Origin of the sequence: Enterobacter cloacae complex sp. 2022EL-00788, from assembly GCF_026627565.1 — a bacterium.
In the GTDB taxonomy this organism is placed as follows: Bacteria; Pseudomonadota; Gammaproteobacteria; order Enterobacterales; family Enterobacteriaceae; genus Enterobacter; species Enterobacter pasteurii.
Map to the genome: position 1 here is coordinate 479,869 of NZ_JAPNMC010000001.1, position 24,433 is coordinate 504,301.

At 56.2% G+C, this 24,433-nt stretch carries 28 protein-coding genes; 8 read left to right on the forward strand and 20 right to left on the reverse strand.

What is annotated here, in order from left to right:
- The first annotated feature begins 44 nt into the window (after positions 1 to 44).
- Complete coding sequence (locus OWK27_RS02265) at positions 45 to 185, forward strand: hypothetical protein (protein WP_003857665.1); 141 nt, start codon at positions 45 to 47, stop codon at positions 183 to 185.
- 38 nt (positions 186 to 223) lie between these two features.
- On the opposite strand, the gene OWK27_RS02270 is transcribed toward OWK27_RS02265, so the two are convergent.
- The 9 genes from OWK27_RS02270 to OWK27_RS02310 all read right to left on the reverse strand — a co-directional run bounded on the left by OWK27_RS02270 (position 224) and on the right by OWK27_RS02310 (position 7,475).
- Positions 224 to 703, reverse strand: coding sequence for a GlcG/HbpS family heme-binding protein (locus OWK27_RS02270; protein WP_176610526.1), 480 nt, complete (start codon positions 701 to 703; stop codon positions 224 to 226).
- Positions 704 to 792: 89 nt separating this feature from the next.
- Positions 793 to 1,404 carry a response regulator transcription factor gene (locus OWK27_RS02275; RefSeq protein ID WP_148418953.1) on the reverse strand — a complete coding sequence of 204 codons (612 nt, stop codon included), beginning with the start codon at positions 1,402 to 1,404 and terminating at the stop codon, positions 793 to 795.
- Positions 1,397 to 2,722 carry a sensor histidine kinase gene (locus OWK27_RS02280; RefSeq protein ID WP_267589729.1) on the reverse strand — a complete coding sequence of 442 codons (1,326 nt, stop codon included), beginning with the start codon at positions 2,720 to 2,722 and terminating at the stop codon, positions 1,397 to 1,399. The genes OWK27_RS02275 and OWK27_RS02280 overlap by 8 nt, the downstream gene beginning before the upstream one ends.
- Before the next feature lie 77 nt (positions 2,723 to 2,799).
- A complete protein-coding gene (locus OWK27_RS02285; RefSeq protein ID WP_267589730.1) occupies positions 2,800 to 4,206 on the reverse strand; it encodes a DUF1996 domain-containing protein in 1,407 nt (468 codons plus the stop codon).
- 144 nt (positions 4,207 to 4,350) lie between these two features.
- Positions 4,351 to 4,518: a hypothetical protein gene (locus OWK27_RS02290; protein WP_176610529.1), complete on the reverse strand. Its 168-nt coding sequence runs from the start codon at positions 4,516 to 4,518 to the stop codon at positions 4,351 to 4,353.
- 100 nt (positions 4,519 to 4,618) lie between these two features.
- The gene (gene fumD / locus OWK27_RS02295; RefSeq protein ID WP_148418959.1) at positions 4,619 to 4,846 is read right to left on the reverse strand and encodes a fumarate hydratase FumD; all 228 of its coding nucleotides are present in this window, start codon (positions 4,844 to 4,846) and stop codon (positions 4,619 to 4,621) included.
- Positions 4,847 to 4,954: 108 nt separating this feature from the next.
- The gene (locus OWK27_RS02300; RefSeq protein WP_267589731.1) at positions 4,955 to 5,767 is read right to left on the reverse strand and encodes a MetQ/NlpA family ABC transporter substrate-binding protein; all 813 of its coding nucleotides are present in this window, start codon (positions 5,765 to 5,767) and stop codon (positions 4,955 to 4,957) included.
- A gap of 24 nt (positions 5,768 to 5,791) precedes the next feature.
- Positions 5,792 to 6,460, reverse strand: a complete 669-nt coding sequence (locus OWK27_RS02305) for a methionine ABC transporter permease (protein ID WP_176610531.1) — start codon at positions 6,458 to 6,460, stop codon at positions 5,792 to 5,794.
- A complete protein-coding gene (locus OWK27_RS02310) occupies positions 6,453 to 7,475 on the reverse strand; it encodes a methionine ABC transporter ATP-binding protein (RefSeq protein ID WP_267589732.1) in 1,023 nt (340 codons plus the stop codon). The genes OWK27_RS02305 and OWK27_RS02310 overlap by 8 nt, the downstream gene beginning before the upstream one ends.
- A 399-nt stretch (positions 7,476 to 7,874) precedes the next feature.
- Here OWK27_RS02310 and OWK27_RS02315 point away from each other — a divergent pair, with 399 nt between their 5' ends.
- The 5 genes from OWK27_RS02315 (at position 7,875) to lpp (ending at position 12,750) form a co-directional block, all read left to right on the forward strand.
- Positions 7,875 to 9,245, forward strand: a complete 1,371-nt coding sequence (locus OWK27_RS02315; RefSeq protein WP_267589733.1) for a cystathionine beta-synthase — start codon at positions 7,875 to 7,877, stop codon at positions 9,243 to 9,245.
- Between the two features lie 11 nt (positions 9,246 to 9,256).
- On the forward strand, positions 9,257 to 10,402 hold the full coding sequence (locus tag OWK27_RS02320; protein WP_267589734.1) for a trans-sulfuration enzyme family protein: 1,146 nt from the start codon (positions 9,257 to 9,259) through the stop codon (positions 10,400 to 10,402).
- Between the two features lie 73 nt (positions 10,403 to 10,475).
- Positions 10,476 to 10,772 (forward strand): hypothetical protein, encoded by a 297-nt coding sequence (locus OWK27_RS24340; protein WP_420712926.1) that lies wholly within the window; start codon positions 10,476 to 10,478, stop codon positions 10,770 to 10,772.
- 7 nt (positions 10,773 to 10,779) lie between these two features.
- Positions 10,780 to 12,201 carry a pyruvate kinase PykF gene (gene pykF / locus OWK27_RS02325; protein ID WP_267589735.1) on the forward strand — a complete coding sequence of 474 codons (1,422 nt, stop codon included), beginning with the start codon at positions 10,780 to 10,782 and terminating at the stop codon, positions 12,199 to 12,201.
- Positions 12,202 to 12,513: 312 nt separating this feature from the next.
- On the forward strand, positions 12,514 to 12,750 hold the full coding sequence (lpp, locus tag OWK27_RS02330) for a murein lipoprotein Lpp (protein WP_001082307.1): 237 nt from the start codon (positions 12,514 to 12,516) through the stop codon (positions 12,748 to 12,750).
- A 61-nt stretch (positions 12,751 to 12,811) separates the two neighbouring features.
- Here the strand turns inward: lpp and ldtE are convergent, their stop codons facing one another.
- The 9 genes from ldtE to OWK27_RS02375 form a co-directional block, all read right to left on the reverse strand.
- Positions 12,812 to 13,825, reverse strand: coding sequence for a L,D-transpeptidase LdtE (gene ldtE, locus OWK27_RS02335; RefSeq protein WP_267589736.1), 1,014 nt, complete (start codon positions 13,823 to 13,825; stop codon positions 12,812 to 12,814).
- 97 nt (positions 13,826 to 13,922) lie between these two features.
- On the reverse strand, positions 13,923 to 14,339 hold the full coding sequence (sufE, locus tag OWK27_RS02340) for a cysteine desulfuration protein SufE (RefSeq protein ID WP_176610537.1): 417 nt from the start codon (positions 14,337 to 14,339) through the stop codon (positions 13,923 to 13,925).
- A 14-nt stretch (positions 14,340 to 14,353) separates the two neighbouring features.
- Complete coding sequence (gene sufS, locus OWK27_RS02345) at positions 14,354 to 15,574, reverse strand: cysteine desulfurase SufS (RefSeq protein ID WP_267589737.1); 1,221 nt, start codon at positions 15,572 to 15,574, stop codon at positions 14,354 to 14,356.
- Positions 15,571 to 16,842 carry a Fe-S cluster assembly protein SufD gene (sufD, locus tag OWK27_RS02350; RefSeq protein ID WP_267589738.1) on the reverse strand — a complete coding sequence of 424 codons (1,272 nt, stop codon included), beginning with the start codon at positions 16,840 to 16,842 and terminating at the stop codon, positions 15,571 to 15,573. The genes sufS and sufD overlap by 4 nt, the downstream gene beginning before the upstream one ends.
- Complete coding sequence (gene sufC / locus OWK27_RS02355) at positions 16,817 to 17,563, reverse strand: Fe-S cluster assembly ATPase SufC (RefSeq protein WP_148418979.1); 747 nt, start codon at positions 17,561 to 17,563, stop codon at positions 16,817 to 16,819. Before sufC ends, sufD begins: the two co-directional genes overlap by 26 nt.
- Positions 17,564 to 17,572: 9 nt before the next feature.
- Positions 17,573 to 19,063: a Fe-S cluster assembly protein SufB gene (gene sufB / locus OWK27_RS02360; RefSeq protein ID WP_148418981.1), complete on the reverse strand. Its 1,491-nt coding sequence runs from the start codon at positions 19,061 to 19,063 to the stop codon at positions 17,573 to 17,575.
- Between the two features lie 8 nt (positions 19,064 to 19,071).
- Positions 19,072 to 19,440 (reverse strand): Fe-S cluster assembly scaffold SufA, encoded by a 369-nt coding sequence (sufA, locus tag OWK27_RS02365; RefSeq protein WP_267589739.1) that lies wholly within the window; start codon positions 19,438 to 19,440, stop codon positions 19,072 to 19,074.
- A gap of 323 nt (positions 19,441 to 19,763) precedes the next feature.
- Positions 19,764 to 20,492 (reverse strand): MerR family transcriptional regulator, encoded by a 729-nt coding sequence (locus OWK27_RS02370; RefSeq protein WP_148418987.1) that lies wholly within the window; start codon positions 20,490 to 20,492, stop codon positions 19,764 to 19,766.
- Positions 20,493 to 20,679: 187 nt separating this feature from the next.
- Positions 20,680 to 21,900: a diguanylate phosphodiesterase gene (locus OWK27_RS02375; protein WP_148418989.1), complete on the reverse strand. Its 1,221-nt coding sequence runs from the start codon at positions 21,898 to 21,900 to the stop codon at positions 20,680 to 20,682.
- 338 nt (positions 21,901 to 22,238) lie between these two features.
- On the opposite strand from OWK27_RS02375, the gene ycgZ reads away from it, so the two are divergent.
- On the forward strand, positions 22,239 to 22,478 hold the full coding sequence (ycgZ, locus tag OWK27_RS02380; protein ID WP_148418990.1) for a regulatory protein YcgZ: 240 nt from the start codon (positions 22,239 to 22,241) through the stop codon (positions 22,476 to 22,478).
- 356 nt (positions 22,479 to 22,834) lie between these two features.
- On the forward strand, positions 22,835 to 23,113 hold the full coding sequence (locus OWK27_RS02390; protein WP_022647868.1) for a biofilm/acid-resistance regulator YmgB/AriR: 279 nt from the start codon (positions 22,835 to 22,837) through the stop codon (positions 23,111 to 23,113).
- Between the two features lie 115 nt (positions 23,114 to 23,228).
- Here the strand turns inward: OWK27_RS02390 and OWK27_RS02395 are convergent, their stop codons facing one another.
- Positions 23,229 to 23,870, reverse strand: a complete 642-nt coding sequence (locus OWK27_RS02395) for a helix-turn-helix transcriptional regulator (RefSeq protein WP_267589740.1) — start codon at positions 23,868 to 23,870, stop codon at positions 23,229 to 23,231.
- Between the two features lie 41 nt (positions 23,871 to 23,911).
- The gene (locus OWK27_RS02400) at positions 23,912 to 24,424 is read right to left on the reverse strand and encodes a fimbrial protein (RefSeq protein ID WP_267589741.1); all 513 of its coding nucleotides are present in this window, start codon (positions 24,422 to 24,424) and stop codon (positions 23,912 to 23,914) included.
- Between the last annotated feature and the right edge of the window lie 9 nt (positions 24,425 to 24,433).

Below are 24,433 nucleotides of genomic sequence, written 5' to 3' on the forward strand. Positions count from 1 at the left end.
GCTTATACTCTGCCGGTATCAAAAACTGAAAACGCAGGTGCCACATGGAAATTGATCTCGATAACTTAGTCTTTAACGGGCTGGATGAAGCAGAAGAGCGTAACGCGGAACGTCTTGACGACGCGGATAAAAAAGCCCAGGCGATCGTCGCCGATGACGACTGCGGCGATGCCTGCAAGATCTGAATACAGAGCACCGGCCATGCCGGTGCTTTTTTTATGAATTACTGTCCGGCCCCGTCAATGGCCGCCTGGGCACAGGCTTCATCAAGATGACCGCCCGGCGCGCCGCCGATGCCAATCGCCCCAATCACCTCATCGCCCTCTTTTATCGGTAAACCACCCGCCAGCAGCAGGAAGCCGGGAACATCACGCATATTCTGCGCGCCCGCGTTAGTCTGTGCAGCTTCCATTACCTTACCTGACGCGTTTTTCGTACTCAGCGCGGTATAGGCCTTCATTTCGCTGGCTTTTACCGTATGTGGGCCAGCGTTATCCGTGCGCTGCACTGCCTTAACAACCCCTGCGCGGTCAACCACGGTCACCGTAACCTGATAGTGCTTTGCCATACAGGCCTGAACGGCGGACGTTGCCAGCGCGTTAGCCTGTGCCAGAGAGAGGCTTTTCTGATTCAGCGCATCCGCCCGTGCAGCCAGGCTTACGCTACCCGCGACCAGTGCCGCCACCATCAATACTTTTTTCATTGCACTTCCTCGAGTGTTGGGAGACAACCCGAGATTACTGAAGCGCGCGTCTACGCGTAATTCGGTTGATTACGCACTCCACCTGGTAGTTATACGGATTGCAATTTGTCATATTCCCGGCTCGCCTGAACCAGGCTGCTGACGCCAAGCTTGGCAAACGCCGCCGCGCGGTGCGCTTCCACGGTCCTCGGGGAGAGGTTAAGACGCGCAGCCGCCTCTTTGTTGCTGCATCCTTCCATCAGCACGCTCAGCACCTCGTGCTCCCGCGCGGTTAGCTGTTCAAATCGCGCTTTAATCCGCGAGATATCCTGCCAGGCGGCAGATCGCCGCAGGCTCTCTTCGAAAGCCATGCCAACCGTTTCGATAAGCCTGTCGGCGTCCAGGGGTTTGGTGAAGAACTCAAACACGCCGTTGCGAAACGCGCGACGGCAGGCGTCGACCGTTCCGTGCCCGGTCATGATAACGACCGGCAGCAGCGGCCAGGGCCATTCACCCTCTTCCAGCCAGGCAAGCCCGCCCTTGCCCGGCATGCGCATATCCAGCAGCAGACAGCCGACAAGCGCCGTTTCGCCGCCGTGCGCCAGCGTAAAGGCATCGACGCTCTCGAATGCCTTAACCTGCCAGCCCATTCCTGAGAGTAAAAACGTCAATGATTCCCTGATGGACTCATCGTCATCAATGAGCCAGACCACCTTATCCATGCTTTGTCTCCTTACCTTCTGCCAGCTGCAGCCGGATCTGCGCCCCGCCCTGCGGGGCGTTGCCCAGCGCGATCGAGCCGTTCATGCGGGTTATTAGCGTTTCCGTTAACGTCATCCCCAGCCCCGTTCCGCCGGGGCGTCCGCTAAAGAAGGGCATAAAGGCGTTTTGCAGGGCCTCCGGGCTAAATCCCGGCCCGCCGTCGGTAAGCGTGACCAGAATGCCCTTCTCGTTTTTCTGGCTGTCGATCCGCACCCAGCCGTGCGTGCTCTCCTGCTGAGCCTGAATCGCGTTGCTGAGCAGGTTGTGCAGTATCTGCTCCAGCCAGAGCCTGTCTGCCAGCACGGTCGTGGCGTCCGCTGCAAACGCGTGGATGACCGCGATACGGTTCGATTTGCGCTCGTGCTCCAGCAGGCTCTCAACCTGCTGCCAGCACTGCACCAGATCGGTTTCGCGCAGGGTCACCTTCTCCTGTACCACATGCTCGCGAAAGCGCGTCAGCAGGGCGCTGATGCGCTGCGTTTGCAGCAGCGCGGCCGCAAGCGCCTGCGGCACGGCCTGCGGATTAGCCTCGAGCTGTCGCTGCGCCCCCTGGATCCAGGTTTGCACGGCGGTAAGCGGCTGGTTAATTTCATGGACGATGCCCGCGGTGATCTCCCCCAGCGTGTTAAGCCTGGCATGCTGATAATAGCGGGCGCGCTGCTCGGCCTGCTGCCGCTGTTTGCGCTGCCAGAGCACGCTTCCCACGCCCGCAATCGCTACCCCCCACGTCAGAAAGAGCAGCAGGTAAGGCAGCAGGGAAACGCTGAACCAGTCAGGCTCTGCCTCGGCTGTAAGAACGAAGGGCTGGGTATGCTGCGGGAAAGCGCGCTGCCAGCGCCAGAAAGCGCCGGAGGATGGCGGACCATCGCCGTTCGTGACGTTAAGATGCAGCTGCGCAAAGCTATGGCGCGCGGGAATCAGCGCGCTTAGGTCGACCAGCACGCGTATCTGCCGCCAGGGATTGTATAACCAGTACCGCACCCCGCTAAACGGCTCCACGCGCGGGGCGTCCAGCGCACGCCCCGCGGTTTTTTCCAGGGCCAGGACAGAAGGAAACTTTTTGCGTAACGCGGTGATATCTTCATCGCCGCTCAGAAGCGGAAGCACCGATTCGTTTTGCGTCAGCACCGCGCCGATCGCAGAATAGCGTGCCGTAAACTCGCGATCGCGCTCCCAGTACTGGCGACGTATCTGTTCCGCATACAGCAGCACGCCGCTTATCAGGCAGACCGCCACCCATGCAGCGATGCTGCGCTTTATCATCTTTTCTAAGCTCATAGCGTTAACGGGCGCAGTCATTCAGGCTGTCGACATTACCAGTTAACGCTGATGAGAACAAAAAAACGCGGACGTTATCAGATCTCCGGCGTTCTGCTAAAACCGGTCAGCATGAGGATCGGGCCCTGTGGGGAGGATGCCGCGTCAAACTGATAGTGGTTTCCCTGACGATCGCCGCCGATGTACCATGAGATCTCGGTTTTGCCTTCTGCCAGCGCCTTGCGCACCGCTTTATCGACATCCACCATCCGGTATTCCCGGGAGTGGTTCAGGTAAAGTATCGCATCCGAACGGTAGTTACAGGACGGTCGCGAATGCCAGCTCACGCTGGCCGGATCCCAGTCGTTGCTCGCCGGATAGAAGAAGATTTGGTCAGCGCCGTTAGTTTCCACTTTCCCGCCGTAGATACGCACGCGGTATTTAAACTGCGAGGGATCCTGACCGGCAGGCAGCGGAGGAATGCGGAACTTCACCAGCGACAGCGTTTCGCTGTTGCGCGTGCGACCGCCGTTCTTCCAGTTATCCTGCACCAGCAGAACCTGCGGATCCGGCTGGGAAAGCGCTGGCTCCAGGCTGCTGAGCCAGACGTTGGCCTTCGGTTTCGAATAACCATACGGAACGGTGGTGCCGCAATCCATCCCGCGGTTCATGCACAGGTCGGTCATAAAGCGCGCGGCATCTTCGGTCCAGCCGTTCATAAAGTCAGCATGAGCCGTATACAGGCTTCCCCACCGCTCTTCGCGCTCGTCTCCGTGCATGATTGGATCGAGGGAGAGCTGCACTTTGCTGGTATCCAGAGAGTCGATCGTCGGTAGCACGTACGCAACGTTCATGTTAACGGTCGGGATTTTCACCGGGAACGCGGACGGGCACTGCCCTCTGGTATCGTAGGTGGCGTTGGCCAGGCCGTGGGCGGGCTTCAGGTTTACCCCGTCCCAGCAGTTCGGGAACTGAATGCCGATATTAAACTGCACGGCATCGTTCGCCTTGCGCAGGCCGCAAACCTCACCCGTTTTGGTGGTGTAGCCCCTGCCGTTGGCGCACAGGAAGGTGATATGTGGGTTCGGCGCGGTACCATGATGGTCGCCTGCCAGCAGCGACAGCCCCGCCGGGAAAGGGTGCAGCGGCCAGGCGTCAACGTTCGATGCCTGATAATAGGTTTTTTGATAGGCGGGTTTAACCACCGTTCCGTCAGGCAGCTTCAGCGAAGGGACCCAGTAGGCCGAGCCGTCTGCTTTATTATCGCAGGTGGTCTTTTCATGCGCGCGCAGCGATTCACGGCTGGCGTAAGCATCCGCCTGCTCGTTGCCAAAGAAGTCGTGCAGCATGGCCTCGTTGGGCATGCCGTACATCATAATGGCATCGTCGCCGAGGGTGTGGGAGTAAGCGCAGACAACGTGCGCCTGTGGCCCGGCGTGTGCCGCCTGCATGGCAATCAGTAAAGCGGTGGCAGAAAGTGCCGGGGTTAATACTGTCCGTTTCATTATTATCTCCATCGTTGAGAGGAGATAGTGGTAGCAAAACGGCTGCGGTTTACCGAGGATTTACCCGCGTATTTTTCCGCTCATCCCTGCTTTACACGCATCACGCACAGCTCATTCCAGTACGTTTCGCGCGTCCGGCGCAGTTCAGCGTGACGTTTTATCATTGAACCACTCCGGGTCAATGTTGGCTACGTCCACGCCGTACAGGCTGGCGACGGGCAATACTGACTCAAGAACACGTTGCGCGCTGTTCTCCGCACTCGCTGGTCGGGCCGCAAAAAACCGCCGTAACGTGCTTATCCACTTTTTCATCGTCATCACCCTTCTCGCTTAACCGGAACTCAGTTAAGCACGCGTTAGCCATGAAGGGGAAATAACAATAATGGCTGTTGATATGCGGGATCTGAGTAACTCACGACGCGCTGACGTCGTGGCCGGACAGCGCTTTTACCACCGTTTCCATCGCTTTGGTTGTCAGCTCGCTGCGCTTAACGCGCTGGTTCGCCAGCGCGGTACGCAATACGCCCGCAATGACAATATGCTTCGGCTCCTGGCCTAAATCACGCATTTCGAGAACGACCTTGCCTACCACCCGGCACATCTCCTGATACAGCGCTTCGTCTTTAGTCACATTGCCCATTGTCATCACTCCGTTGCCCTAAAGCGTCAGCTTAAATGATTCGTCGGCTGGATACAAAAAAGAAGCCCGGCGTATTTCCCGCCGGGCTTCATCTTAAAAATCAGGTGATTAGTTATTTACCGGGATCACTGCGCCTTTGTATTTGGTGCGGATCCAGTCCTGGATCTCTTTGGAGTGCAGCACGTTCACCAGCGCGACGATATCTTTCTTCTTCTCGTCTCCGCGATGGACGGTAATGATGTTGGCGTACGGGTTGTTTTCACCGCTTTCAACCGCAATCGGGTCGTGTACCGGATCCAGGCCTGCATCGATGGCGTAGTTGGCGTTGATCACCACCGCCGCACCTTCGTCGTTGTTGTACATCTGCGGCAGCAGGGAGGCTTCAACGTTAGGGGTAAACTGCAGCTTTTTCGGGTTCTCAACGATATCGCTGATCCGCGCGGTCACTTTATCAATGCCTGGCTTGAGCTTGATCACGCCCTCTTTTTCGAAGATAGACAGAATACGGCCTTCCTCGGAAACCGCGTCACGCATGATGATTTTGCCGCCCTCCGGCAGATCCTTCAGCGATTTGTATTTTTTGGAATAAATGCCGATTGGCTCGATGTGGATAGCGCCCGCACTCACGAAATCATACTCCTTATCGCCCGAGTGATCTTTCAGCACGCTGTTCAGATAAGGAACGTGCTGGAAGTAGTTAGCGTCGATGTCGCGCCCGGCCAGCGCGGTGTTAGGCAGAATGTAGTCCTGAAACGGTTTAATCTCCAGATCGATACCCTGCTTCGCCAGGATCGGCTTCGCCTGCTCCAGAATTTCGGCGTGCGGCGTGTTGGAGGCGCCCACGGTCAGGGTGTCAGCCCAGGAGGCGAAGCTCAGGGCGCTCAGGGTGGCTGCGGCGATCAGCGTCAGCGTTTTTTTCATGATGATGGTTCCTGTGTGTATTTATTAGCGTTTATCTAACAGTGATGTGATGACATCGCCGCAGAACTGGATAATGAAAACGATGATTAAAATGGTCACCGTTGCCACCAGCGTGACGTCACCATGGTTGCGCTGGAATCCTTCCAGATATGCCAGATTTCCCAAGCCGCCGGCACCAATTACCCCTGCCATTGCGCTGTAGCTCACCAGCGCAATCAGCGTCACCGTCATCCCTGACACCAGGGCGGGTGAGGATTCCGGCAGTAAAACCCGAAACACGAGCGTGCTCAGCCGTGCGCCCATCGAGCGCGTGGCTTCAATAACCCCTTTATCCACTTCACGCAGGGCAATCTCGACCAGGCGGGCGTAAAACGGCGCGGCACCAACAATCAGGGCGGGCAGCGCGGCGTTGGCGCCAAGAATGGTGCCCACGATGGTCTTGGTGAACGGGATCAGCAGGACGATGAGTATGATGAACGGGATAGAACGAAACACGTTCACCACTATCGAAATCACGCTGTAGACCGTGCGGTTGTGGAACAACCCGCCGCGGGCGGTTAAAAACAGCGCCAGACCAAGCGCGATCCCCAGAATAAACGTCGCCACGCCCGAAAGCGCGGTCATGTAGAGCGTCTCCTGCGTTGCAGCCCACAGCTGATCCCACTTCAGGTGCGGAAAAAGATGTTCAGCCATGCTTAATTACCTCGCCTTCAATATCGCTTTGCTTCAGGTCGGCGAGGATATTGTTCAGTTGTTCATCGGATGCCGCCACGTGCACCCAGAGCTGCCCGAAAACGCCGTGGGCGGTTTGCGTCATTTTCCCGTGCAGGATGTTAAACGGCAGGCCGTAGCGCAGGGTCAGCTCACCCACGATCGGCCTGTGCGTGCTGTGTCCCGTAAAGGTCAGCCTGATGACCGTGCCTTCCAGCCCGGTTGCCAGCTCCGTATTAAAGGTTTCGTCTTCGGCGTACTGGCTTACCTGACGGACGAACTGACGGGTGATCGGCTGCTGCGGATGCGTAAATACGCTCAGCACGTCTCCCTCTTCCACCACCCTGCCGTTCTCCATCACCGCCACGCGATCGCAGATTTTGCGCACCACGTGCATCTCGTGGGTGATCAGCACGATGGTCAGGTTAAAACGGCGGTTAATGTCCAGAAGCAGATCGAGGATCTGATCGGTAGTCTGCGGATCCAGCGCGGAGGTCGCTTCGTCACACAGCAGCACGTCCGGATGGTTGGCCAGCGCGCGGGCAATCCCAACGCGCTGTTTTTGCCCGCCGCTCAGCTGCGACGGGTAGGCATTCTCGCGCCCCTTCAGGCCGACCAGCTCCACCAGCTCGGCGACGCGGGCCTGAATTTGCGCTTTTGGCACGCCGGCAATTTGCATTGAAAAGGCGATGTTTTCCCGCACCGTGCGCGACCAGAGCAGGTTAAAGTGCTGGAACACCATGCTGATTTTCAGGCGTGCCTGACGCAGCGCTTCCCCTTTTGCGGCGGAGATATCCTGTCCGTTGATGGAGACGCTTCCGGCGCTCGGCTTTTCCAGCCCGTTCAGCAGGCGGATCAGCGTGCTTTTTCCGGCCCCGCTGTAGCCGATAATTCCATAAATCTGTCCCTGCTCTATCGTCAGATTGACGTTATCAACGGCGGTGAGCGACGCCTTTCCGTTATCAAAAACCTTCGAAATATTGCTGAGTACGATCATTCTTATGGGTTATCCGTTACGCATATAGCGGTTTAGCAGTATGGATGTCCAAACGATAGTAAACAGCCGTTATCAGTTTTTAAATGACCAAAAAGGAATTTCATATAACGTCAGGAAATAAGCAGCAGAGCGGCTGGCGGGAAACGCTTAGATGAATATCAGAAATGGTTATCTGCCAGACGCATAGCAGTCCGGCGGCATCCGATAAAATCGTCTATTTTTTCAGCACTTTTAGCGCGTATAGCCATCCCCACATCCAGACAACTTTACGTCTCGCTGTCCTTGCGTCTGAAAACATGATGAATATTCCTTTCCGTTCTAAAACCTGGTGAAACGTTCTTTATTGAGCAAATTTCATGGTCCTATCATCCGGTCATGACCTCCTGACAGGAAATAACCATGACGATCTACCACTCCGTCACCGAAATGATTGGCCGCACGCCGGTTATGCAGCTGCACAAGCTTGATACCGGCCCCTGCTCGCTGTTCCTCAAGCTGGAAAACCAGAACCCCGGCGGCTCGATCAAAGACCGCGTCGCGCTGTCGATGATTAACGAAGCCGAGCGTACGGGGCGGCTTCAGCCCGGTGGCACCATTATCGAAGCCACGGCGGGGAATACCGGGCTGGGGCTGGCGCTGATTGCCGCGCAGAAAGGCTACGCGCTGATGCTGGTCGTGCCGGACAAAATGAGCCGCGAGAAGATTTTCCACCTGCGGGCGCTGGGCGCGCAGGTTGTGCTGACCCGCTCTGATGTGAACAAGGGACATCCGGCCTATTACCAGGATTACGCCCGGCGCCTGGCGAACGAGGTGCCTGGCGCGTTTTATATTGACCAGTTCAATAACGAGGCCAACCCGCTGGCGCACCGCACCACTACCGCTCCTGAACTCTTTGCACAGCTTGACGGGCAAATCGACGCCATCGTCGTCGGCGTTGGATCCGGCGGTACGCTGGGCGGCCTGCAGGCGTGGTTCGCTGAACACTCGCCGCACACGGAATTTGTGCTTGCCGATCCGGCCGGGTCGGTGCTGGCGGACCAGGTCGAGACCGGGCGCTATCACGATGCCGGGTCGTGGCTGGTTGAAGGGATTGGCGAGGACTTTATCCCCCCGCTGGCGCATATCGAAGGGGTGGAGCGCGCCTGGCGCATTACCGATCGCGAAGCGTTCGCCACCGCGCGTGAGCTACTGAAAACGGAGGGGATCCTGGCGGGCTCCTCCAGCGGCACGCTGCTGGCGGCGGCGCTGAAATACTGTCAGGCACAAACCACGCCGAAACGCGTGGTCACCTTCGCGTGCGACAGCGGCAATAAATATCTCTCAAAGATGTTCAACGACGACTGGATGCGCCAGCAGGGACTTATCTCGCGCCCCCGGGCAGGCGATCTCTCCGACTATATCGCCCTGCGGCATGATGAAGGCGCGACGGTCACCGCCGCGCCGGATGACACCCTTTCCACCGTGCTGGCCCGCATGCGCCTGTACGACATCTCGCAGCTGCCGGTGCTCGATAACGATAAGGTCATCGGCATCGTTGACGAATGGGACCTGCTCCGGCACATCGGCGGAGACGGGGAACGCTTCTCCCTCCCCGTGACGGCTGCCATGACCCGGCAGGTCGAGTCTCTGGATAAGCAGGCGCCGGAGAGCGCGCTGCACGCCATTTTTGACCGTGGCCTGGTCGCCATTATCTATGACCAGGACCGCTTTCTGGGTCTGATTACGCGCAGCGACGTTCTCACCGCGTGGCGCAACCGTCTGCAAAAATAAAGGAACAAACGATGAAAAATCTGGCAACCCTCAGCGTACACAGCGGCGAGTATCGCGATCGGCACGGCGCCGTCATGCCGCCGATTTACGCCACCTCGACGTTTGCGCAACCGTCGCCGGGTGAGCACACCGGCTATGAATACTCGCGCAGCGGCAACCCGACCCGCCATGCGCTGGAAACCGCCATCGCCGAACTGGAAGGCGGCACGCGCGGATACGCGTTTGCCTCCGGCCTGGCGGCCATCTCCACCGTGCTGGAGCTGCTGGACAAAGACAGCCATATTGTCGCCATTGATGACGTGTATGGCGGTACGTATCGCCTGATTGAAAACGTCCGCAAGCGCAGCGCCGGGCTACAGGTGAGCTGGGTTAAGCCGGACGATTTAGCTGGTCTTGAGGCCGCCATTCGCCCGGACACCCGGATGATCTGGGTAGAAACGCCCACCAACCCGCTGCTGAAGCTGGCCGATCTGGCGGCCATCGCGGACGTCGCCCGGCGCCATAACGTCATCAGCGTGGCGGATAATACCTTCGCCTCCCCGGTCATTCATCGCCCCCTGGCATCGGGTTTTGACATCGTGGTGCACTCTGCCACCAAATATCTCAACGGCCATTCAGACGTGGTCGCCGGGCTGGCGGTGGTCGGGGCCGATAAGGAGCTGGCGGAGCACCTCGGCTATCTGCAAAACGCGGTTGGCGGTGTTCTGGATCCGTTCAGCAGCTTCCTGACACTGCGGGGGATCCGCACCCTTTCCCTGCGTATGGAAAAGCACAGCGCCAACGCGCTGGCGATTGCGCAATGGCTGGAGCAGCATCCGCAGGTTGAAAGCGTGTTCTATCCCGGGCTGGCGTCACACCCGCAGCACGCGCTTGCCCGCCGCCAGATGGCGCTACCGGGCGGCATGATCTCGGTAGTAATAAAGGGAGATGCGCAACGCGCAACAGACGCGATCCGCAGCCTGAGGCTTTTTACCCTGGCAGAAAGCCTGGGTGGCGTGGAGAGCCTGGTGAGCCAGCCCTACAGCATGACCCACGCCTCCATTCCCCTCGCGCAACGGCTTGCGAACGGCATTGTGCCGCAGCTCATCCGCCTGTCGGTGGGAATTGAAGATGCAAACGATCTGATCGCGGACCTCCAGCAGGCGCTGGAAAAGTGAGCAAAATACGGCGGGCGTACCGCCTGCCGTCATAAGATGACATTATGCCTTAACGCCTTGATAACAAACTTATGTGAATCTGCACAGATTGTTTTTGAAACACCGTTTCCATTTTCCTTTTTGCTGTGAATCAGCGTATAATGCGCGCCAAATCCCTGGTGAATGGTTTCAGCGCTTGGAATACAAAAAACAACGTACAACTTCTCCTCTCCTTCGTTGGGCTGGCACTCAGGCACACTTTCTTCTGCACGCTCATGTGATGTCACCTATTCTTAGTGCGTGTCATAGACTCTTTCGCAACACAGGTTTGACTCCGCGGCGGTGCGCCCCCGGAGCGAGATTTCCATATCCTTCCCAACTTAAAGACTAAGACTGTCATGAAAAAGACGAAAATTGTTTGTACTATCGGCCCGAAAACCGAATCCGAAGAGATGCTGAGCAAAATGCTGGATGCCGGCATGAACGTGATGCGTCTGAACTTCTCCCACGGTGACTATGCTGAACACGGTCAGCGTATCCAGAACTTGCGCAACGTCATGAGCAAAACCGGTAAAAAAGCCGCGATCCTGCTCGACACCAAAGGTCCTGAAATCCGTACCATTAAGCTGGAAGGCGGTAACGACGTTTCGCTGAAAGCGGGCCAGACCTTCACCTTCACCACCGACAAGTCCGTGGTAGGTAACAACAAAATCGTTGCAGTAACCTATGAAGGCTTTACCAGCGATCTGTCTGTCGGCAACACCGTTCTGGTGGATGACGGCCTGATCGGCATGGAAGTCACCGCCATCGAAGGTAACAAGGTTATCTGTAAAGTGCTGAACAACGGCGACCTGGGCGAAAACAAAGGCGTTAACTTGCCGGGCGTTTCCATTGCGCTGCCGGCGCTGGCTGAAAAAGACAAGCAAGACCTGATCTTTGGTTGCGAACAGGGCGTTGACTTCGTTGCGGCGTCCTTTATCCGTAAGCGTTCTGACGTGGTTGAAATCCGCGAGCACCTGAAAGCGCACGGCGGCGAGAAGATCCAGATCATCTCCAAAATCGAAAACCAGGAAGGCCTGAACAACTTCGACGAAATCCTCGAAGCGTCTGACGGTATCATGGTTGCGCGTGGCGACCTGGGCGTTGAAATCCCGGTTGAAGAAGTGATCTTCGCGCAGAAGATGATGATCGAGAAGTGTGTTCGCGCGCGTAAGGTGGTTATCACCGCCACGCAGATGCTGGACTCCATGATCAAAAACCCACGCCCTACCCGCGCAGAAGCTGGCGACGTGGCTAACGCCATCCTCGACGGCACCGATGCGGTAATGCTTTCTGGCGAGTCTGCTAAAGGTAAATATCCTCTGGAAGCGGTCAGCATCATGGCGACCATCTGTGAGCGTACCGACCGCGTGATGAAGAGCCGCCTGGATTACAACAACGACAGCCGTAAACTGCGCATCACCGAAGCCGTGTGCCGTGGCGCGGTAGAAACCGCTGAGAAACTGGAAGCGCCACTGATTGTGGTTGCGACGCAGGGTGGTAAATCTGCGCGCGCGGTGCGTAAATACTTCCCGGACGCGACCATTCTGGCGCTGACCACCAACGAAACCACCGCGCGTCAGCTGGTGCTGAGCAAAGGCGTGATCCCACACCTGGTGAAAGAAATTGCCTCTACCGATGATTTCTATCGTCTGGGTAAAGAAGTGGCTCTGGAGCTGGTTGACCGCGGTCTGGCACAGAAAGGCGACGTTGTGGTAATGGTTTCTGGTGCTCTGGTTCCGTCCGGCACAACTAACACCGCATCTGTTCACGTGCTGTAATATTTCCCGAACAAATTATATTTTTGTTAAAAAGCGTCCTGCGGGACGCTTTTTTTATTCCCGCCTTTAACCAGAACTATTCAAAAAGCAAATCGGGTTTCTCTATTTAATCGCGATTTATCTAAGATGAATCCGATGAAAAATGCCTTTTTTAACATAGCTTTTTCGTCAAAACTGCCGATTTCGTTGCTTCTTTGAGCGAACGATCAAAAATAGGCGTAATCCCATCAAAAAAATATTCTCAACCCAAAAAAGTTTGTGTAATACTTGTAACGCTACATGGAGATTAACTCAATCTAGAGGGTATTAATAATGAATCGTACTAAACTGGTACTGGGCGCGGTAATCCTGGGTTCTACTCTGCTGGCAGGTTGCTCCAGCAACGCTAAAATCGATCAGCTGTCTTCTGACGTTCAGACTCTGAACGCTAAAGTTGACCAGCTGAGCAACGACGTGAACGCAATGCGTTCCGACGTTCAGGCTGCTAAAGACGACGCAGCTCGCGCTAACCAGCGTCTGGACAACCAGGCTACTAAATACCGTAAGTAATAGTACCTGTTAATAAAATGGCGCACATTGTGCGCCATTTTTTTTGTCTGCGTCAAACCGCCTACTGCGTTACCTTCTCACCTTCGCCTTCCGCAACCGCCGCTGATACCCGACTGTTCTGCACCGACAGGACCGCACTGCCTGAAGTTGGCGCATTGCCCGCTGATACGGCTACCGGGATACCTGCCCTGCGCGACAGCGCCTTATCAATAAGCGTTTTATCGCTGCCCGCCTCCCCTGCAAACGCGGTGAACGCCGCAGAGTGCGTGAACGATGCCGTCTGAGGGTTTTCCCCTTCGACCTGCGCCAGCGGCCTGTGCACTTCGATATAGCGTTTACCGTCCGGCTCTACGGAGAATTTAACCGGCTCATTGATAATCTGTACCCGCGTTCCGACGCGCACATTTTCAAACAGCGCTTTAATATCCGGCGCGTTCATTCGCATACAGCCAGAGCTAACGCGCAGCCCTACGCTGTCCGGCGCGCTGGTACCGTGAATGAGATATTCCCCATTCCCGATGCCTAAACGCAGCGCATAGCGCCCCAGCGGGTTATTTGGTCCTGCGGGTACCACAGGCGGCAGTTTAATGCCCTGCGCCAGCGAGCGTGCTCTGATGCCCGCTGTGGGCGTCCACGTTGGGTTAGGGATTTTCTGACTCACGCGAGTGGTGCTGACCGGCGTTTCCAGCCCAAGCTGACCAATACCCAGCGGATAGACCTGCACGATATTTTCACCCGGCGGGTAGAAGTAAAGACGCAGCTCCGCCAGGTTCACCACGATGCCTTCTCGCTCGGTGTCCGGGAGCAGCATCTGGGACGGGATGGTGATCGCCGTACCTGGCGCAGGGTTTACCGGCGCAATGGTATTATTCGCTTCAAGGATAAGCTGCGCCGCGGTATTAAACCGGCGGGCGATCGCCTGGAGCTTATTGTCCCCTTCCTGAATGGTGTACGTCTGATTTTGCCCAATCAGGCGGCTGCCCGCAGGCGGCAAAGGATAATCGACCGCCCGGGCTGAATTAAGCGCACCGAGCGAACCGAGGAGTAATAGAGTTATTAGAGACGCGCGCTTCATGCTGAGATTCCTTATTCACTGGCAGAACGCCAGAAAGCTGAAAAACCAGCGAGGTGGAAACCACCCCGCGAAACAGAATGAATGCTGTTCTGTAAGTTTAGCTAAGGATTGCGGCTTTGGCGCGGATAGCGCGGATCATCGCTTCCAGCCCCTGGGAGCGGGACGGAGTGAGGTGCTGGGTTAAGGCCATTTTTTCAAACCACGGGCGGACGTCAAAGGCGACAATATCCTGCGCCGACATCTGGTGATAAAGAATAAAAACGACGGCAATCAGCCCCTTTACGATGGCTGCGTCGCTGTCGCCCTGAAATTCTATCGCCCCGTCGTCATTCTGCCGCATCAGGATCCACACCTGGCTCTGGCAGCCCTGAATGATGTTGTCCGGGTTATGCGCCTCTTCGCCGAGCGGCGGCAGGCGCTGGCCCAGTTCGATGATATAAAGGTATTTTTCTTCCCAGTTTGCGCAACGCCCAAAGTTGCGCAGCAATTTATCTCTGTCCGGCAATTCTGCCATCTCTCGCCTCTCCGTTAGCCAAGCAGCTGGTGAATACGTTTTAGTCCCGCCACCAGCCTGTCGACCTCTTCCATTGTGTTGTACATCACCAGCGACGCGCGGCACATCGCGGGCACCTGATAAAAGGCCATCAGCGGCATTGCGCAGTGGTGCCCTGTGCGCACGGCGACGCCGTAATTATCGAGGAAACTGCCCACATCGTAGGCGTGATGCTTCCCGAGGTTAAACGCTATTACGCCAAGACGGTCTGCCGGGCCGTATAAGGTTAAATCCGGGACGCCGGCAAGCTCGTGCAGGGCGTACTGCATCAGCTGCCGCTCGTACTCCTGAATAGCCTCCAGCCCCGCTTCAGAGACGTAGCTAAGGGCCGCTCCCAGCCCGACAATCCCGCCCGTGTTTGGCGTACCCGCCTCAAAGCGCCACGGCGCGCGGGCGTAGGTTGTGCCTTCCGTCAGGCTGACGGTGGCAATCATGGATCCGCCCCCTTCCCACGGCGGCATGGCCTGGAGAATGTCCTCTTTTACGTACAGCACCCCGATGCCCGTCGGGCCATAGAGCTTGTGTCCCGAGAAGACGTAGAAGTCACAGTCCAGCGCCTGAACGTCTACCGCATGGTGCATAACCGCCTGCGCCCCGTCAATCAGCACCTTCGCGCCAGCCTGATGGGCCTTATCGACGATCTGCGCCACCGGGTTTTCCGTCCCCAGCACGTTTGAAACGTGGGTTACGGCCACCAGCCGCGTCCTGTCGTCCAGCAGTGCATCCAGCTGCTCCAGCTGCAGCGTGCCGTCTTCGTTCAGCGGGATCGTCCGCAGCTGGGCACCCACGCGCTCACAGAGCATCTGCCACGGCACGATGTTGGCGTGGTGCTCCATCTGGGTGATGATGATGTTGTCACCCGCACGCACCTGCGCGGTGCCCCAGCTGTTGGCCACCAGGTTGATCCCTTCGGTGGTCCCGCGCACGAACACCAGCTCTTCCGGCGAACGCGCGTTGAGGAAGGCCGCCGCCTGCGTACGCACGTTTTCCATGCGCTGCGTCGCTTCGGCGCTCAGGGTGTGAATACCGCGGTGCACCGCCGCATAACCGTGGCGGTAAAATTCCGCTTCCGCATCCACCACCTGGTTCGGTTTTTGCGCGCTGGCCGCGCTGTCGAGATAGGCCAGCGGCAGGCCGTTTACCTCACGGGTGAGCACCGGAAAATCTGCCCGGATCTTCTCTACGGGGAACGTCATGCTTCGCCTCCAGGCAGACGCTGGCCGATACGGGCCAGCACCTGCTGTTTAAGTGCGCCATCGGGCAGCGCTTCCGTCAGCTCGGCCGCAAAGGCGTAAATAATCATCTTTTGCGCCGCCTGCTGGTCTATCCCGCGCGAGCGCAGGTAGAACATCTGCTCATCGTCAATGCGCCCGACCGTCGCGCCATGGCTGCACTTCACGTCGTCGGCGTAGATCTCCAGCTGCGGCTTAGTGTCGACTTCCGCCAGACGCCCCAGCAGAAGGTTATTGTTGGTCATCTGCCCGTCGGTTTTGATGGCGTGCTGCGCCACGTTGATCAAACCGTTAAACACCGCACGCCCTTTGTCGCTGACGATGGTTTTGTGCAGCTGGCGGCTGTTGCAGTAGCCTTTGTTGTGCTCAAGCCAGGTACGCGTGTCGCACACTTCCGATTTGACCGGCATCGCCAGGCTGTTAATGCGCAGCGTGGTGTTTTCTCCGTTCAGCCGGGTGCTGGTATTGTGGCGCAACACCGCCCCGCCGAGCAGGAAGCTGTGGCTGTACGCCGCGGCATCCTGGCCAAGCAGCACATCGTTGTGGGCAAAGTGGTGGCTGAGGGGATTCTCAAACGCCAGCTTGATATGGTGAAGCTGCGCATTGGCGGCCACGTTCATCGTCAGGCGCGAGCCGGTGAAGTGGCGAGTATCGTTAAGGCTAACGTAATGCTCGATTACCGTCGCCTCCGCCCCTTCTGCCAGCTCAAGATGATGGCGATAGTGGGCGGTGTTGATCTCGTCACCCTCAACGCCCTGCGTGATGTGCATCAGCAGCAGCGGCTTCGCCGGGCGCTGGTTACGCTTCACCCGAATATGCGTCACGCTCCTGGACAGGCTCTCGGTCAGGTGCAGGAAGACCTCAGGCTGAACCGGGGCGCTCAGGCTCTGGCGCTCGTCGTTAATCTCGATATCGAACCCGCTGTCCTGCACGCTATCGCTCAGCTCGGCCCGGAACTGGCCGTCGACAAACACCAGACGCACGGCATCCACGCTTAGCGCCAGCGCGTCGCGCCTGTCAGGGCTAACCTGCGCCAGACGCGTAACAAACTCGCCGTTCAGCAGGCCGTCCAGCGGAGTATATTTCCAGTTTTCATGCTTGCGCGTAGGCAGGCCGAGACGCAGCATCTGCTGAAGATGGTGCTGAGCCTGTTCAGAACGCGATTCGCCCTGCGCTTCAAACAGCCGGTGCCACTGCTGGAGTGCATTACTGCTGTTCGGTAAGCCAGCCATAACCCTGCTCCTCCAGTTGTTTAACCAGCGTAAAGTCGCCGGATTTCACAATGCGCCCCTGGTAAAGCACGTGGACGTAGTCGGGCTTGATGTAATCCAGAATGCGCTGATAGTGGGTGACGATAATGAATGACCGTTTGCCGTCGCGCAGGGAATTCACCCCGTCAGCGACGATCTTCAGGGCATCGATATCCAGACCGGAGTCCGTCTCGTCGAGAATGCACAGCTCCGGCTCAAGCACCGCCATCTGGAGTATATCGTTGCGCTTTTTCTCACCGCCGGAGAAGCCCACGTTCACCGAGCGGGTCAGCAAATCTTCCGGCATTTTCAGCAGCCCGATCTTCTCTTCCATCAGGTCCTGGAAATCAAAGCGATCCAGCGCCTCCAGCCCGCGATACTTGCGCACCGCGTTCAGCGCGGTTTGCAGGAAGAACTGGTTACTGACGCCCGGAATTTCTACCGGATACTGGAAGGCCATGAAAATCCCCTCACCGGCTCGCTCCTCCGGCGACATCTCCAGCAGATCTTTACCGTTAAACTCAACGGAGCCGTGGGTGACTTCATAATCTTCGCGTCCCGCCAGCGTCGCTGAAAGCGTGCTTTTCCCGGAGCCGTTTGGCCCCATAATGGCGTGAACTTCACCCGGCTTAACGTCAAAATTGAGGCCACGCAGGATGGCTTTGTCTTCCACGCTAACCTGTAAATCTTTAATGCTTAACATGTGCTTTCCTTAACCGACGCTGTGTTCAAGACTAATGGCGAGGAGTTTCTGGGCTTCAACGGCAAATTCCAGCGGCAGTTCAGAGAACACGTCCTTACAGAAGCCGTTAACAATCATTGAAATCGCATCTTCTTCACTAATCCCGCGCTGCAGGCAGTAGAAAAGCTGGTCTTCACCGATGCGCGACGTGGTGGCCTCGTGCTCAAGCTGGGCGCTGTTGTTGCGGCACTCGACGTACGGGAAGGTATGCGCCCCGCAGTCGGCACCAATCAGCATCGAGTCGCACTGGGTGAAGTTACGCGCGTTGGTGGCCGTCGGCATGATTTTCACCAGCCCGCGGTAGCTGTTCTGGCTGTGCCCGGCGGAGATACCTTTGGAGATGATGGTCGATTTGGTGTTTTTACCGATGTGGATCATCTTGGTGCCGGTATCGGCCTGCTGATGTCCGCTGGTCAGGGCCACGGAGTAAAACTCACCGATGGAGTTATCCCCGCGCAGAATGCAGCTCGGGTATTTCCAGGTAATGGCGGAGCCGGTTTCTGACTGCGTCCAGGACATCTTGCTGTTTTCGCCTTCGCACAGCGCGCGCTTGGTGACGAAGTTCAGGATCCCGCCGGTATTCCCGTCGCCCGGGAACCAGTTCTGCACCGTGGAGTATTTCACTTCCGCGTCTTTATGGATGATGACTTCCACCACCGCCGCGTGCAGCTGGTAGCTGTCGCGTACCGGCGCGGAACAGCCTTCAATGTAGCTGACGTAGCTGCCTTCGTCCGCCACCAGAATGGTGCGTTCAAACTGGCCGGTTTTTTCCGCGTTGATGCGGAAATAGGTCGATAGCTCCATCGGGCAGCGCACCCCTTTCGGCACGTAGATAAAGGTGCCGTCTGAGGCTACCGCCGCGTTGAGCGCCGCAAAGAAGTTGTCGTTACTCGGTACCACGGTGCCGATATACTTTTTCACCAGCTCCGGGTGGTCGTGAATGGCTTCGCCGAAGGAGCAGAAAATGATCCCCTGCTCCGCCAGCTTTTCACGGTAGGTCGTTGCCACCGATACGGAGTCGAAGATGGCGTCCACCGCCACCTCTTTACCCTCACGCACGGGCACGCCGAGCTGGTTAAACGCCTCTTCCACCTCTTTGCTCAGGAAGCTGTTATCCGCGCCCGTTTGCTGCACCGCACCGGGCTGCGACGCGCAGGTGTCATCACAGCTGCCGCAGGATGGCGCGGAGTAATAGCTGTAATCCTGATAGTTCAGCTTGTCATAGTGCGCCTTAAGCCAGTGTGGTTCGTCCATCTCCAGCCAGGCGCGGAAGGCGCTGAGGCGAAATTCCAGCATCCACTCCGGCTCGTTACGCTTGGCCGAGATGGCGCGCACGACGTCTTCATTAATGCCTTTCGCCAGCTCGTCGGTTTGCAGCTGCGTGAAGAAACCCTCTTTATAGTTGAGGTGTCCGCCGCTCCAGGTGTTTACATCACTCGTTGCTTCAGTATTACGAGACATAGTACCGCCTATACCCCAAAGCTTTCGCCGCAGCCGCATTCGTTCTGGGCTTTCGGGTTATGAAATTTGAATAACTGGTTTAAACCTTCCCGAACGTAATCGACTTCAGTTCCGTCGATAAACGGCATGGCCTGAAGCGCGACGTACAGTTTTGCTCCGTCGGTTTCAAAGACCAGATCGTCTTTTTCGGGCTCGGTAACGGTGTCCAGCACGTAGCCAAAGCCCGCGCAGCCGGTCTGCTTAACGCCCAGGCGCACGCCGAGGATATCGGGGTTTCTCCCCACCAGCTCGTGTATGTGGGCCGCTGCCGCAGGCGTGAGCGTTAAGCCACGCCAGGCGAAATCGGCCGGATTGAAGGTTTCTGAATGCAGTTCCATAGGTCCACCTCATCTGATAAGCCACCAGGGCATAACACCATGTTAGTGATAACGATTATCACTTCAACCCCCTGCGAGCAGGGGCTTTGGGCTAAACCGCCCTTTTTGGCTACTTTCATTAAGCATAGACCCTGTGACGGGATGCGAATGGGATGGTTATATTTGTTCAATGCATTGATAAATAATGCATTTCATCAGAAAGATCGTGGCGTGGCAGGCAAAAAGAAAAAATGCATTGAAAATACCTATTTTTGAGATAGATATTGTTCAGGACTGAAGAAGGAAATGCTTAAACAAAAAAGGCCCTGACGGACCCCCTTAATTTAGTGGTGGAACGATACCGCAAAGCCCTGTTCACGCCAGTGGTCGAGCTGTTCCTGCTGGCGAGGTGTCGGCGCTTTACCTGTCCAGACGAATATTTTTTGCCCCGGGAAGAGTTCCGGGCGCGGAGAATCAATCGGTTCAGCCAGTACGTCAATGTGCCAGCCTTTACCGGCAAGACGCGCCGCTTCCAGCCACAGGTGCGTACGGTCGTCGCATTCCCACCCTACCAGCAGCGCGTCTTTACCGGCTTTTTTTCGCGCGTCCAGCAGGCTTGTGACGGCAAACTCGATCAGGACGCCGTCGAGCAGGCTCGCCATATGGCGCACCGTATTCTGATCCTGGTTCATTCGCTGTCGTACCGGGGTAATGATGTTATCGATCAGGGCGTCCATCGCATGATCGCGGCGGAACTCGCCGATTTTGGCGCGCAGCTTTGCCGGGCTGGCATAGCGCAGAACGGTCAACATCTCTTCCTGGAAGGATGCCCAGTTCCCCTGCGTCATCACTTCTTTATTTTCAAGAAGGGCTTTTACTTTGCCGACCGAAATGCCCGTTTTCATCAGGCGTTTGATCTCTTCGATACGCAGGATATCCTCATCGTCAAACTGACGATGACCCCCTTCGCTGCGCTGCGGCTTCAACAATCCATAACGGCGCTGCCAGGCACGCAGCGTAACGGGGTTGATACCGCATCGTTCGGCCACTTCGCCGATACTGTAATAGGCCATTAACTCCCTCACGCTCAATACTTCCATACCTAACCTAACCAACCTTATCAGATTGTACAAACCATTTGTATAACTAACTCCTCGTTCTGAGCAAGTGAATGGCTCAATGAGCCATTCACTCGTTAATATATTGTTGTATAAATTTTGCCGTACGTACAGGTAACTCTTGCGGGTTCAGTACAAGTTTTTAAAAATCGAACTTTTTCTCAGGCCACGCAATCGCCGGAATACCGCCAAGGCGCGGGCTGGCAAACAGGTGTCCCTGGAACTGAGAAATCCCGGCAGACTCCAGCCACATCCACTCTTCCGCCAGCTCGACGCCTACGGCACAGAACTGGATCTCCAGCGAGGCGCAGCACTTGATTATCGCCTGCACGATGGCCTGACGCGGGCCGCTCTTGTGCACGTTGGCGATTAAATCACGATTAATCTTAATTCTGTCCGGCTGGAACTCGGCAAGCAGCTGTAGCCCGGCAAATCCGGCCCCAAAGTGATCGATGGCCACGCTGATGCCGGCGCTTTTGAGCTGTCGGACCGCACTGGTAAACTCTTCGAAACGCGAGATCGCCTCACGCTCGGTAAATTCAACCACAATCTGCTCCGGCACAAATCCGTTCGCCTCGATTGCCGTAAGTAAAAAATCCACGGCTCCGGGAACGTTCACCAGCGTCATCGGCAGCAGGTTGATGCACAGCGTTTGATCCTGCAAGCCCAGCGCGCTGGCCATCGACAGCGCCACCTGCTTGCTTTTCAGATCCGAGTCGTACAGCGCCTCGCTCGACTGGTTAGCAAAGTACGCTTCAGGGGAATCACCGTCGGGCGTGCGGATCAGCGCTTCCCAGGACACCACCTGCTGCATAAAGGGATCGACGATAGGCTGAAACGCGAAGCTACACTCCGCCCCCTTTGGCACGACCGCGGGCTGGGACGACAGCGCCGTCTCTTCGCTGACAAAATCCCAGGAGTCTGCCGGAGGCAGCTCAAAATAGTTCGCTTTTTCAGTCGCCTCAACGAACGTGCGGAAAAACTGCAGGGCACGGTCGCTGTAGGTCAGCTGATACTTTGTCGTGCCTTTATCAAGCACCTGTTGCAGCACTTCGTCCGTGTCGTACTGACGAAGGTCAAAAAGCTCCATACCGGCGTTGCCAAACCGTCGTAAGGGGCCGTGATCGCTCAGCAGCTCGACCACGTTGTGGTGTCGCGGATCCTGGCAGATGAGCTGATAGATTTCCCTGACGTTTTCAGCGGGCCCTTCCAGTAACTGGAAAAAGTGGGTGCCGTTAAACAGCAAAATCCCCGTCACATCGAACTGGCGATTTCTACAATTTGCAGCAGCTACCATGTCCTCCAGCGCTTTCACTGGAACGTCCTCGCAGATATGGCTGCGGTAAATGATGGTCGTTAGCATGCTAATCCTGAAGGTAGAGGGGGTGACCACGAAGCTCGTGGATAGCGCTCTGTTATAGCATATTTATTGCCCAACAAATAATTTACATCTCAATGATTTAAACAGCACCCAGGTAACATTTGGCAGTTTGTACAACTCCAGGTCCCCGCTTCGGATTGTACAATATATTCTCGGGTGGACGCTTAAAATTACTCATCAGTAACACCCTGATAAATAATAATATTATAAAATATATTATAAAATGTTTAAAAAATTGTACATTTTAAATGTACAGATTTGAAAATTATGTATACCTTAAATGTAACGTTACTGATTACAGATTTTTACAGGAGCGAAACATGCACCAGAATGGTTACGTCGCAGACTCAGCAGCAGCCATTGCGCAGTACTTCGAAAAAGCCGCGCTGCCAACCCAGCAGGAAACGTTGGGTCAGGTTGTTGTTGAAATTCTTAGCGACGGGCGGAATCTCAACCGCAAATCGCTCTGCACCAAACTTTTGAGCCGACTCGAAAAGGCCGATGGCCCGGAAGAGGAACAACATTATCACATGCTGCTCGGTCTGCTGTTCGAACGTTAATGTTATGAACAGTGGAGACGCAGACAAACTTATCGACCTGCTTATTGGAGAAGCCGTTCTTTCACTTCTGAAGGAGGGAGGATCCGTGACGTCCGGTGGGTTGATTAAGCGGCTGCGTGACATGCAGGCATATGAACCGGATCCCCGGCGGCGGGAGACGCTGGCGACGGTAATAGCTGAAATCAGCTCAGACACGGTCGCTTTTAAAGGTCGCAGAACCGCGCAAGGACGAACAGAGAGAGAGAGGGAACTCTCCAGTCTAAACAAGACAATGTAGTGCCCTTATTTGGTAATGGAAAACCGTCCGATTCCAAAAAGATACATTGACTACTACTTCACAGCTACGGTGAGAACAAATGAGACAAAATATTCAGCTTCAACCCGAATACCATTCCGCCTTTCTAGATAGCGCGTTGTCGGAGTATTTCCGCCACGCCGGCGATCGCTTTGCTGAAGAATCTGCCATTTTTTCAACTGCGGTACGTTGTGTTCTCGCATCCGAAGGTCATCTGACCAACAAGGCGATCATCCTCTGGCTGATCCAGACGCTGGAAACTACCGATGATGTCGTCAAGGCGGACGTGATCCGTAAGACGCTGGAAATCGTTGTCGGCTATACCATGGACGATCTGTAATTATCCCGCTTTGTTACTGATACCACATCCTGAAGGCTCGCACAGCGAGCCTCTTGTTCTGACCACACTTCATAGCCGCTTAGCTCAGCAAAAGCGTAGACGATTCTGCCCCCCATCAGGCCCGATTATTTTCCAGATAATCACGAAGCAGGTTCGGACGGCTCTTTTTCTCCATCATCCGTCGCAGCAGGACTACCAACTCGTAATCACTTCGCAGGTTAAACTTCTGCATCATCATATATTTGTGGGTAAAGACCGTTTTGTCGCTCATCTTTAGCGCGCTTGCGGTTTGCACAACCGAAAGCCCCCGGTAAAAACTCACCATAATACGAATCTGCTGCCGGGATAAATCCTTATGCCTGCACTCAAAGCAGGATTTTTTACTCCAGGCGTAGTCCGGTAACTGCGTCCTGAACCAGGCGATAAAAAGAGCGCCACAAATACGATCGAGCGATGCCCGGCGGGGGATGAAAATGATGTCCTGAAAGCAGGAGGGCAACGCGGTAAATCGCAGCTCATCGTCGACCATCCCAATCACAATCCCCTTTTGCCGGGACAGCAGCTCTGGAAAACAGGTCAGCGTCTCACCCTGGCATAATGAAAGGACGATGATATCGGCCTGGCTGACGTTGTCATGGGTCAGGTCGAGGGTAAAGCGGATACGATGATGAAAGTTATGCGCAAAAAAATCTTCGAAAAAATACCGTAGCCCCGCCTGGAAAAACAGATCGGTTTCCTGAATCAGAATCGTTAACATCGTTGATACCCACGTCTTTTATGAAGGCTATTTACCGGCGCTCAGTTGTACTGCATCGTCATGACAACCACTGCACTGATGCTTCCCGGCGTGACGCCACCGGCCACGGATACCACCGAGGCCTGCATGGGCAAGGTCGCGGTTCCGTCTGCAGCAACGGTTTGGCTCATAGCGGAGCCTGTTCCCTTCAGCGTACCGGTTTCGGCGTCACGCATGGCAATCGCCACGCCGGTGGCCGAACCGCTGTTCCTGAAGTACTCCGCGCCCGCCATGGGATCGGGGGTGCCGGTAAACGAGACCGTCACGCCGCGCGTTCCCGACGGGCACCGGGTGAAGCGGAGGCTGAACGGCACCGGATCCGAGGCCGAGCCCGGCATCGCCAGGTTGGTTGCCTGAATATTGCCCAGATTAATATCCAGACTGTTATTTCCTTCATTAAAGATACACGGGGAGGCAACGATATTTCCGGTAACGCTGACGTTAACGCTCTCCCCTGCAAATACGCTACAGCTGATTAAGACGGCGGCGTGCGCAACCGTGCGCAGTATATTCATCGCTTTATC

Excerpts from the sequence above, each read along its gene's own strand:
- OWK27_RS02305 (WP_176610531.1), bottom strand. The coding sequence starts at position 6,460 with ATGGCTGAACATCTTTTTCCGCACCTGAAGTGGGATCAGCTGTGGGCT.
- sufA (WP_267589739.1), bottom strand. The coding sequence starts at position 19,440 with ATGGAACTGCATTCAGAAACCTTCAATCCGGCCGATTTCGCCTGGCGT.
- sufC (WP_148418979.1), bottom strand. The coding sequence starts at position 17,563 with ATGTTAAGCATTAAAGATTTACAGGTTAGCGTGGAAGACAAAGCCATC.
- OWK27_RS02320 (WP_267589734.1), top strand. The coding sequence starts at position 9,257 with ATGAAAAATCTGGCAACCCTCAGCGTACACAGCGGCGAGTATCGCGAT.
- pykF (WP_267589735.1), top strand. The coding sequence starts at position 10,780 with ATGAAAAAGACGAAAATTGTTTGTACTATCGGCCCGAAAACCGAATCC.
- OWK27_RS02310 (WP_267589732.1), bottom strand. The coding sequence starts at position 7,475 with ATGATCGTACTCAGCAATATTTCGAAGGTTTTTGATAACGGAAAGGCG.
- ycgZ (WP_148418990.1), top strand. The coding sequence starts at position 22,239 with ATGCACCAGAATGGTTACGTCGCAGACTCAGCAGCAGCCATTGCGCAG.
- OWK27_RS02375 (WP_148418989.1), bottom strand. The coding sequence starts at position 21,900 with ATGCTAACGACCATCATTTACCGCAGCCATATCTGCGAGGACGTTCCA.
- OWK27_RS02315 (WP_267589733.1), top strand. The coding sequence starts at position 7,875 with ATGACGATCTACCACTCCGTCACCGAAATGATTGGCCGCACGCCGGTT.
- OWK27_RS02285 (WP_267589730.1), bottom strand. The coding sequence starts at position 4,206 with ATGAAACGGACAGTATTAACCCCGGCACTTTCTGCCACCGCTTTACTG.
- OWK27_RS02370 (WP_148418987.1), bottom strand. The coding sequence starts at position 20,492 with ATGGCCTATTACAGTATCGGCGAAGTGGCCGAACGATGCGGTATCAAC.
- sufD (WP_267589738.1), bottom strand. The coding sequence starts at position 16,842 with ATGGCTGGCTTACCGAACAGCAGTAATGCACTCCAGCAGTGGCACCGG.
- OWK27_RS02265 (WP_003857665.1), top strand. The coding sequence starts at position 45 with ATGGAAATTGATCTCGATAACTTAGTCTTTAACGGGCTGGATGAAGCA.
- OWK27_RS02390 (WP_022647868.1), top strand. The coding sequence starts at position 22,835 with ATGAGACAAAATATTCAGCTTCAACCCGAATACCATTCCGCCTTTCTA.
- sufS (WP_267589737.1), bottom strand. The coding sequence starts at position 15,574 with ATGACGTTCCCCGTAGAGAAGATCCGGGCAGATTTTCCGGTGCTCACC.
- OWK27_RS02270 (WP_176610526.1), bottom strand. The coding sequence starts at position 703 with ATGAAAAAAGTATTGATGGTGGCGGCACTGGTCGCGGGTAGCGTAAGC.
- fumD (WP_148418959.1), bottom strand. The coding sequence starts at position 4,846 with ATGGGCAATGTGACTAAAGACGAAGCGCTGTATCAGGAGATGTGCCGG.
- lpp (WP_001082307.1), top strand. The coding sequence starts at position 12,514 with ATGAATCGTACTAAACTGGTACTGGGCGCGGTAATCCTGGGTTCTACT.
- OWK27_RS02280 (WP_267589729.1), bottom strand. The coding sequence starts at position 2,722 with ATGAGCTTAGAAAAGATGATAAAGCGCAGCATCGCTGCATGGGTGGCG.
- OWK27_RS02290 (WP_176610529.1), bottom strand. The coding sequence starts at position 4,518 with ATGAAAAAGTGGATAAGCACGTTACGGCGGTTTTTTGCGGCCCGACCA.
- OWK27_RS02400 (WP_267589741.1), bottom strand. The coding sequence starts at position 24,424 with ATGAATATACTGCGCACGGTTGCGCACGCCGCCGTCTTAATCAGCTGT.
- OWK27_RS02275 (WP_148418953.1), bottom strand. The coding sequence starts at position 1,404 with ATGGATAAGGTGGTCTGGCTCATTGATGACGATGAGTCCATCAGGGAA.
- OWK27_RS02300 (WP_267589731.1), bottom strand. The coding sequence starts at position 5,767 with ATGAAAAAAACGCTGACGCTGATCGCCGCAGCCACCCTGAGCGCCCTG.
- sufE (WP_176610537.1), bottom strand. The coding sequence starts at position 14,339 with ATGGCAGAATTGCCGGACAGAGATAAATTGCTGCGCAACTTTGGGCGT.
- OWK27_RS02395 (WP_267589740.1), bottom strand. The coding sequence starts at position 23,870 with ATGTTAACGATTCTGATTCAGGAAACCGATCTGTTTTTCCAGGCGGGG.
- sufB (WP_148418981.1), bottom strand. The coding sequence starts at position 19,063 with ATGTCTCGTAATACTGAAGCAACGAGTGATGTAAACACCTGGAGCGGC.
- ldtE (WP_267589736.1), bottom strand. The coding sequence starts at position 13,825 with ATGAAGCGCGCGTCTCTAATAACTCTATTACTCCTCGGTTCGCTCGGT.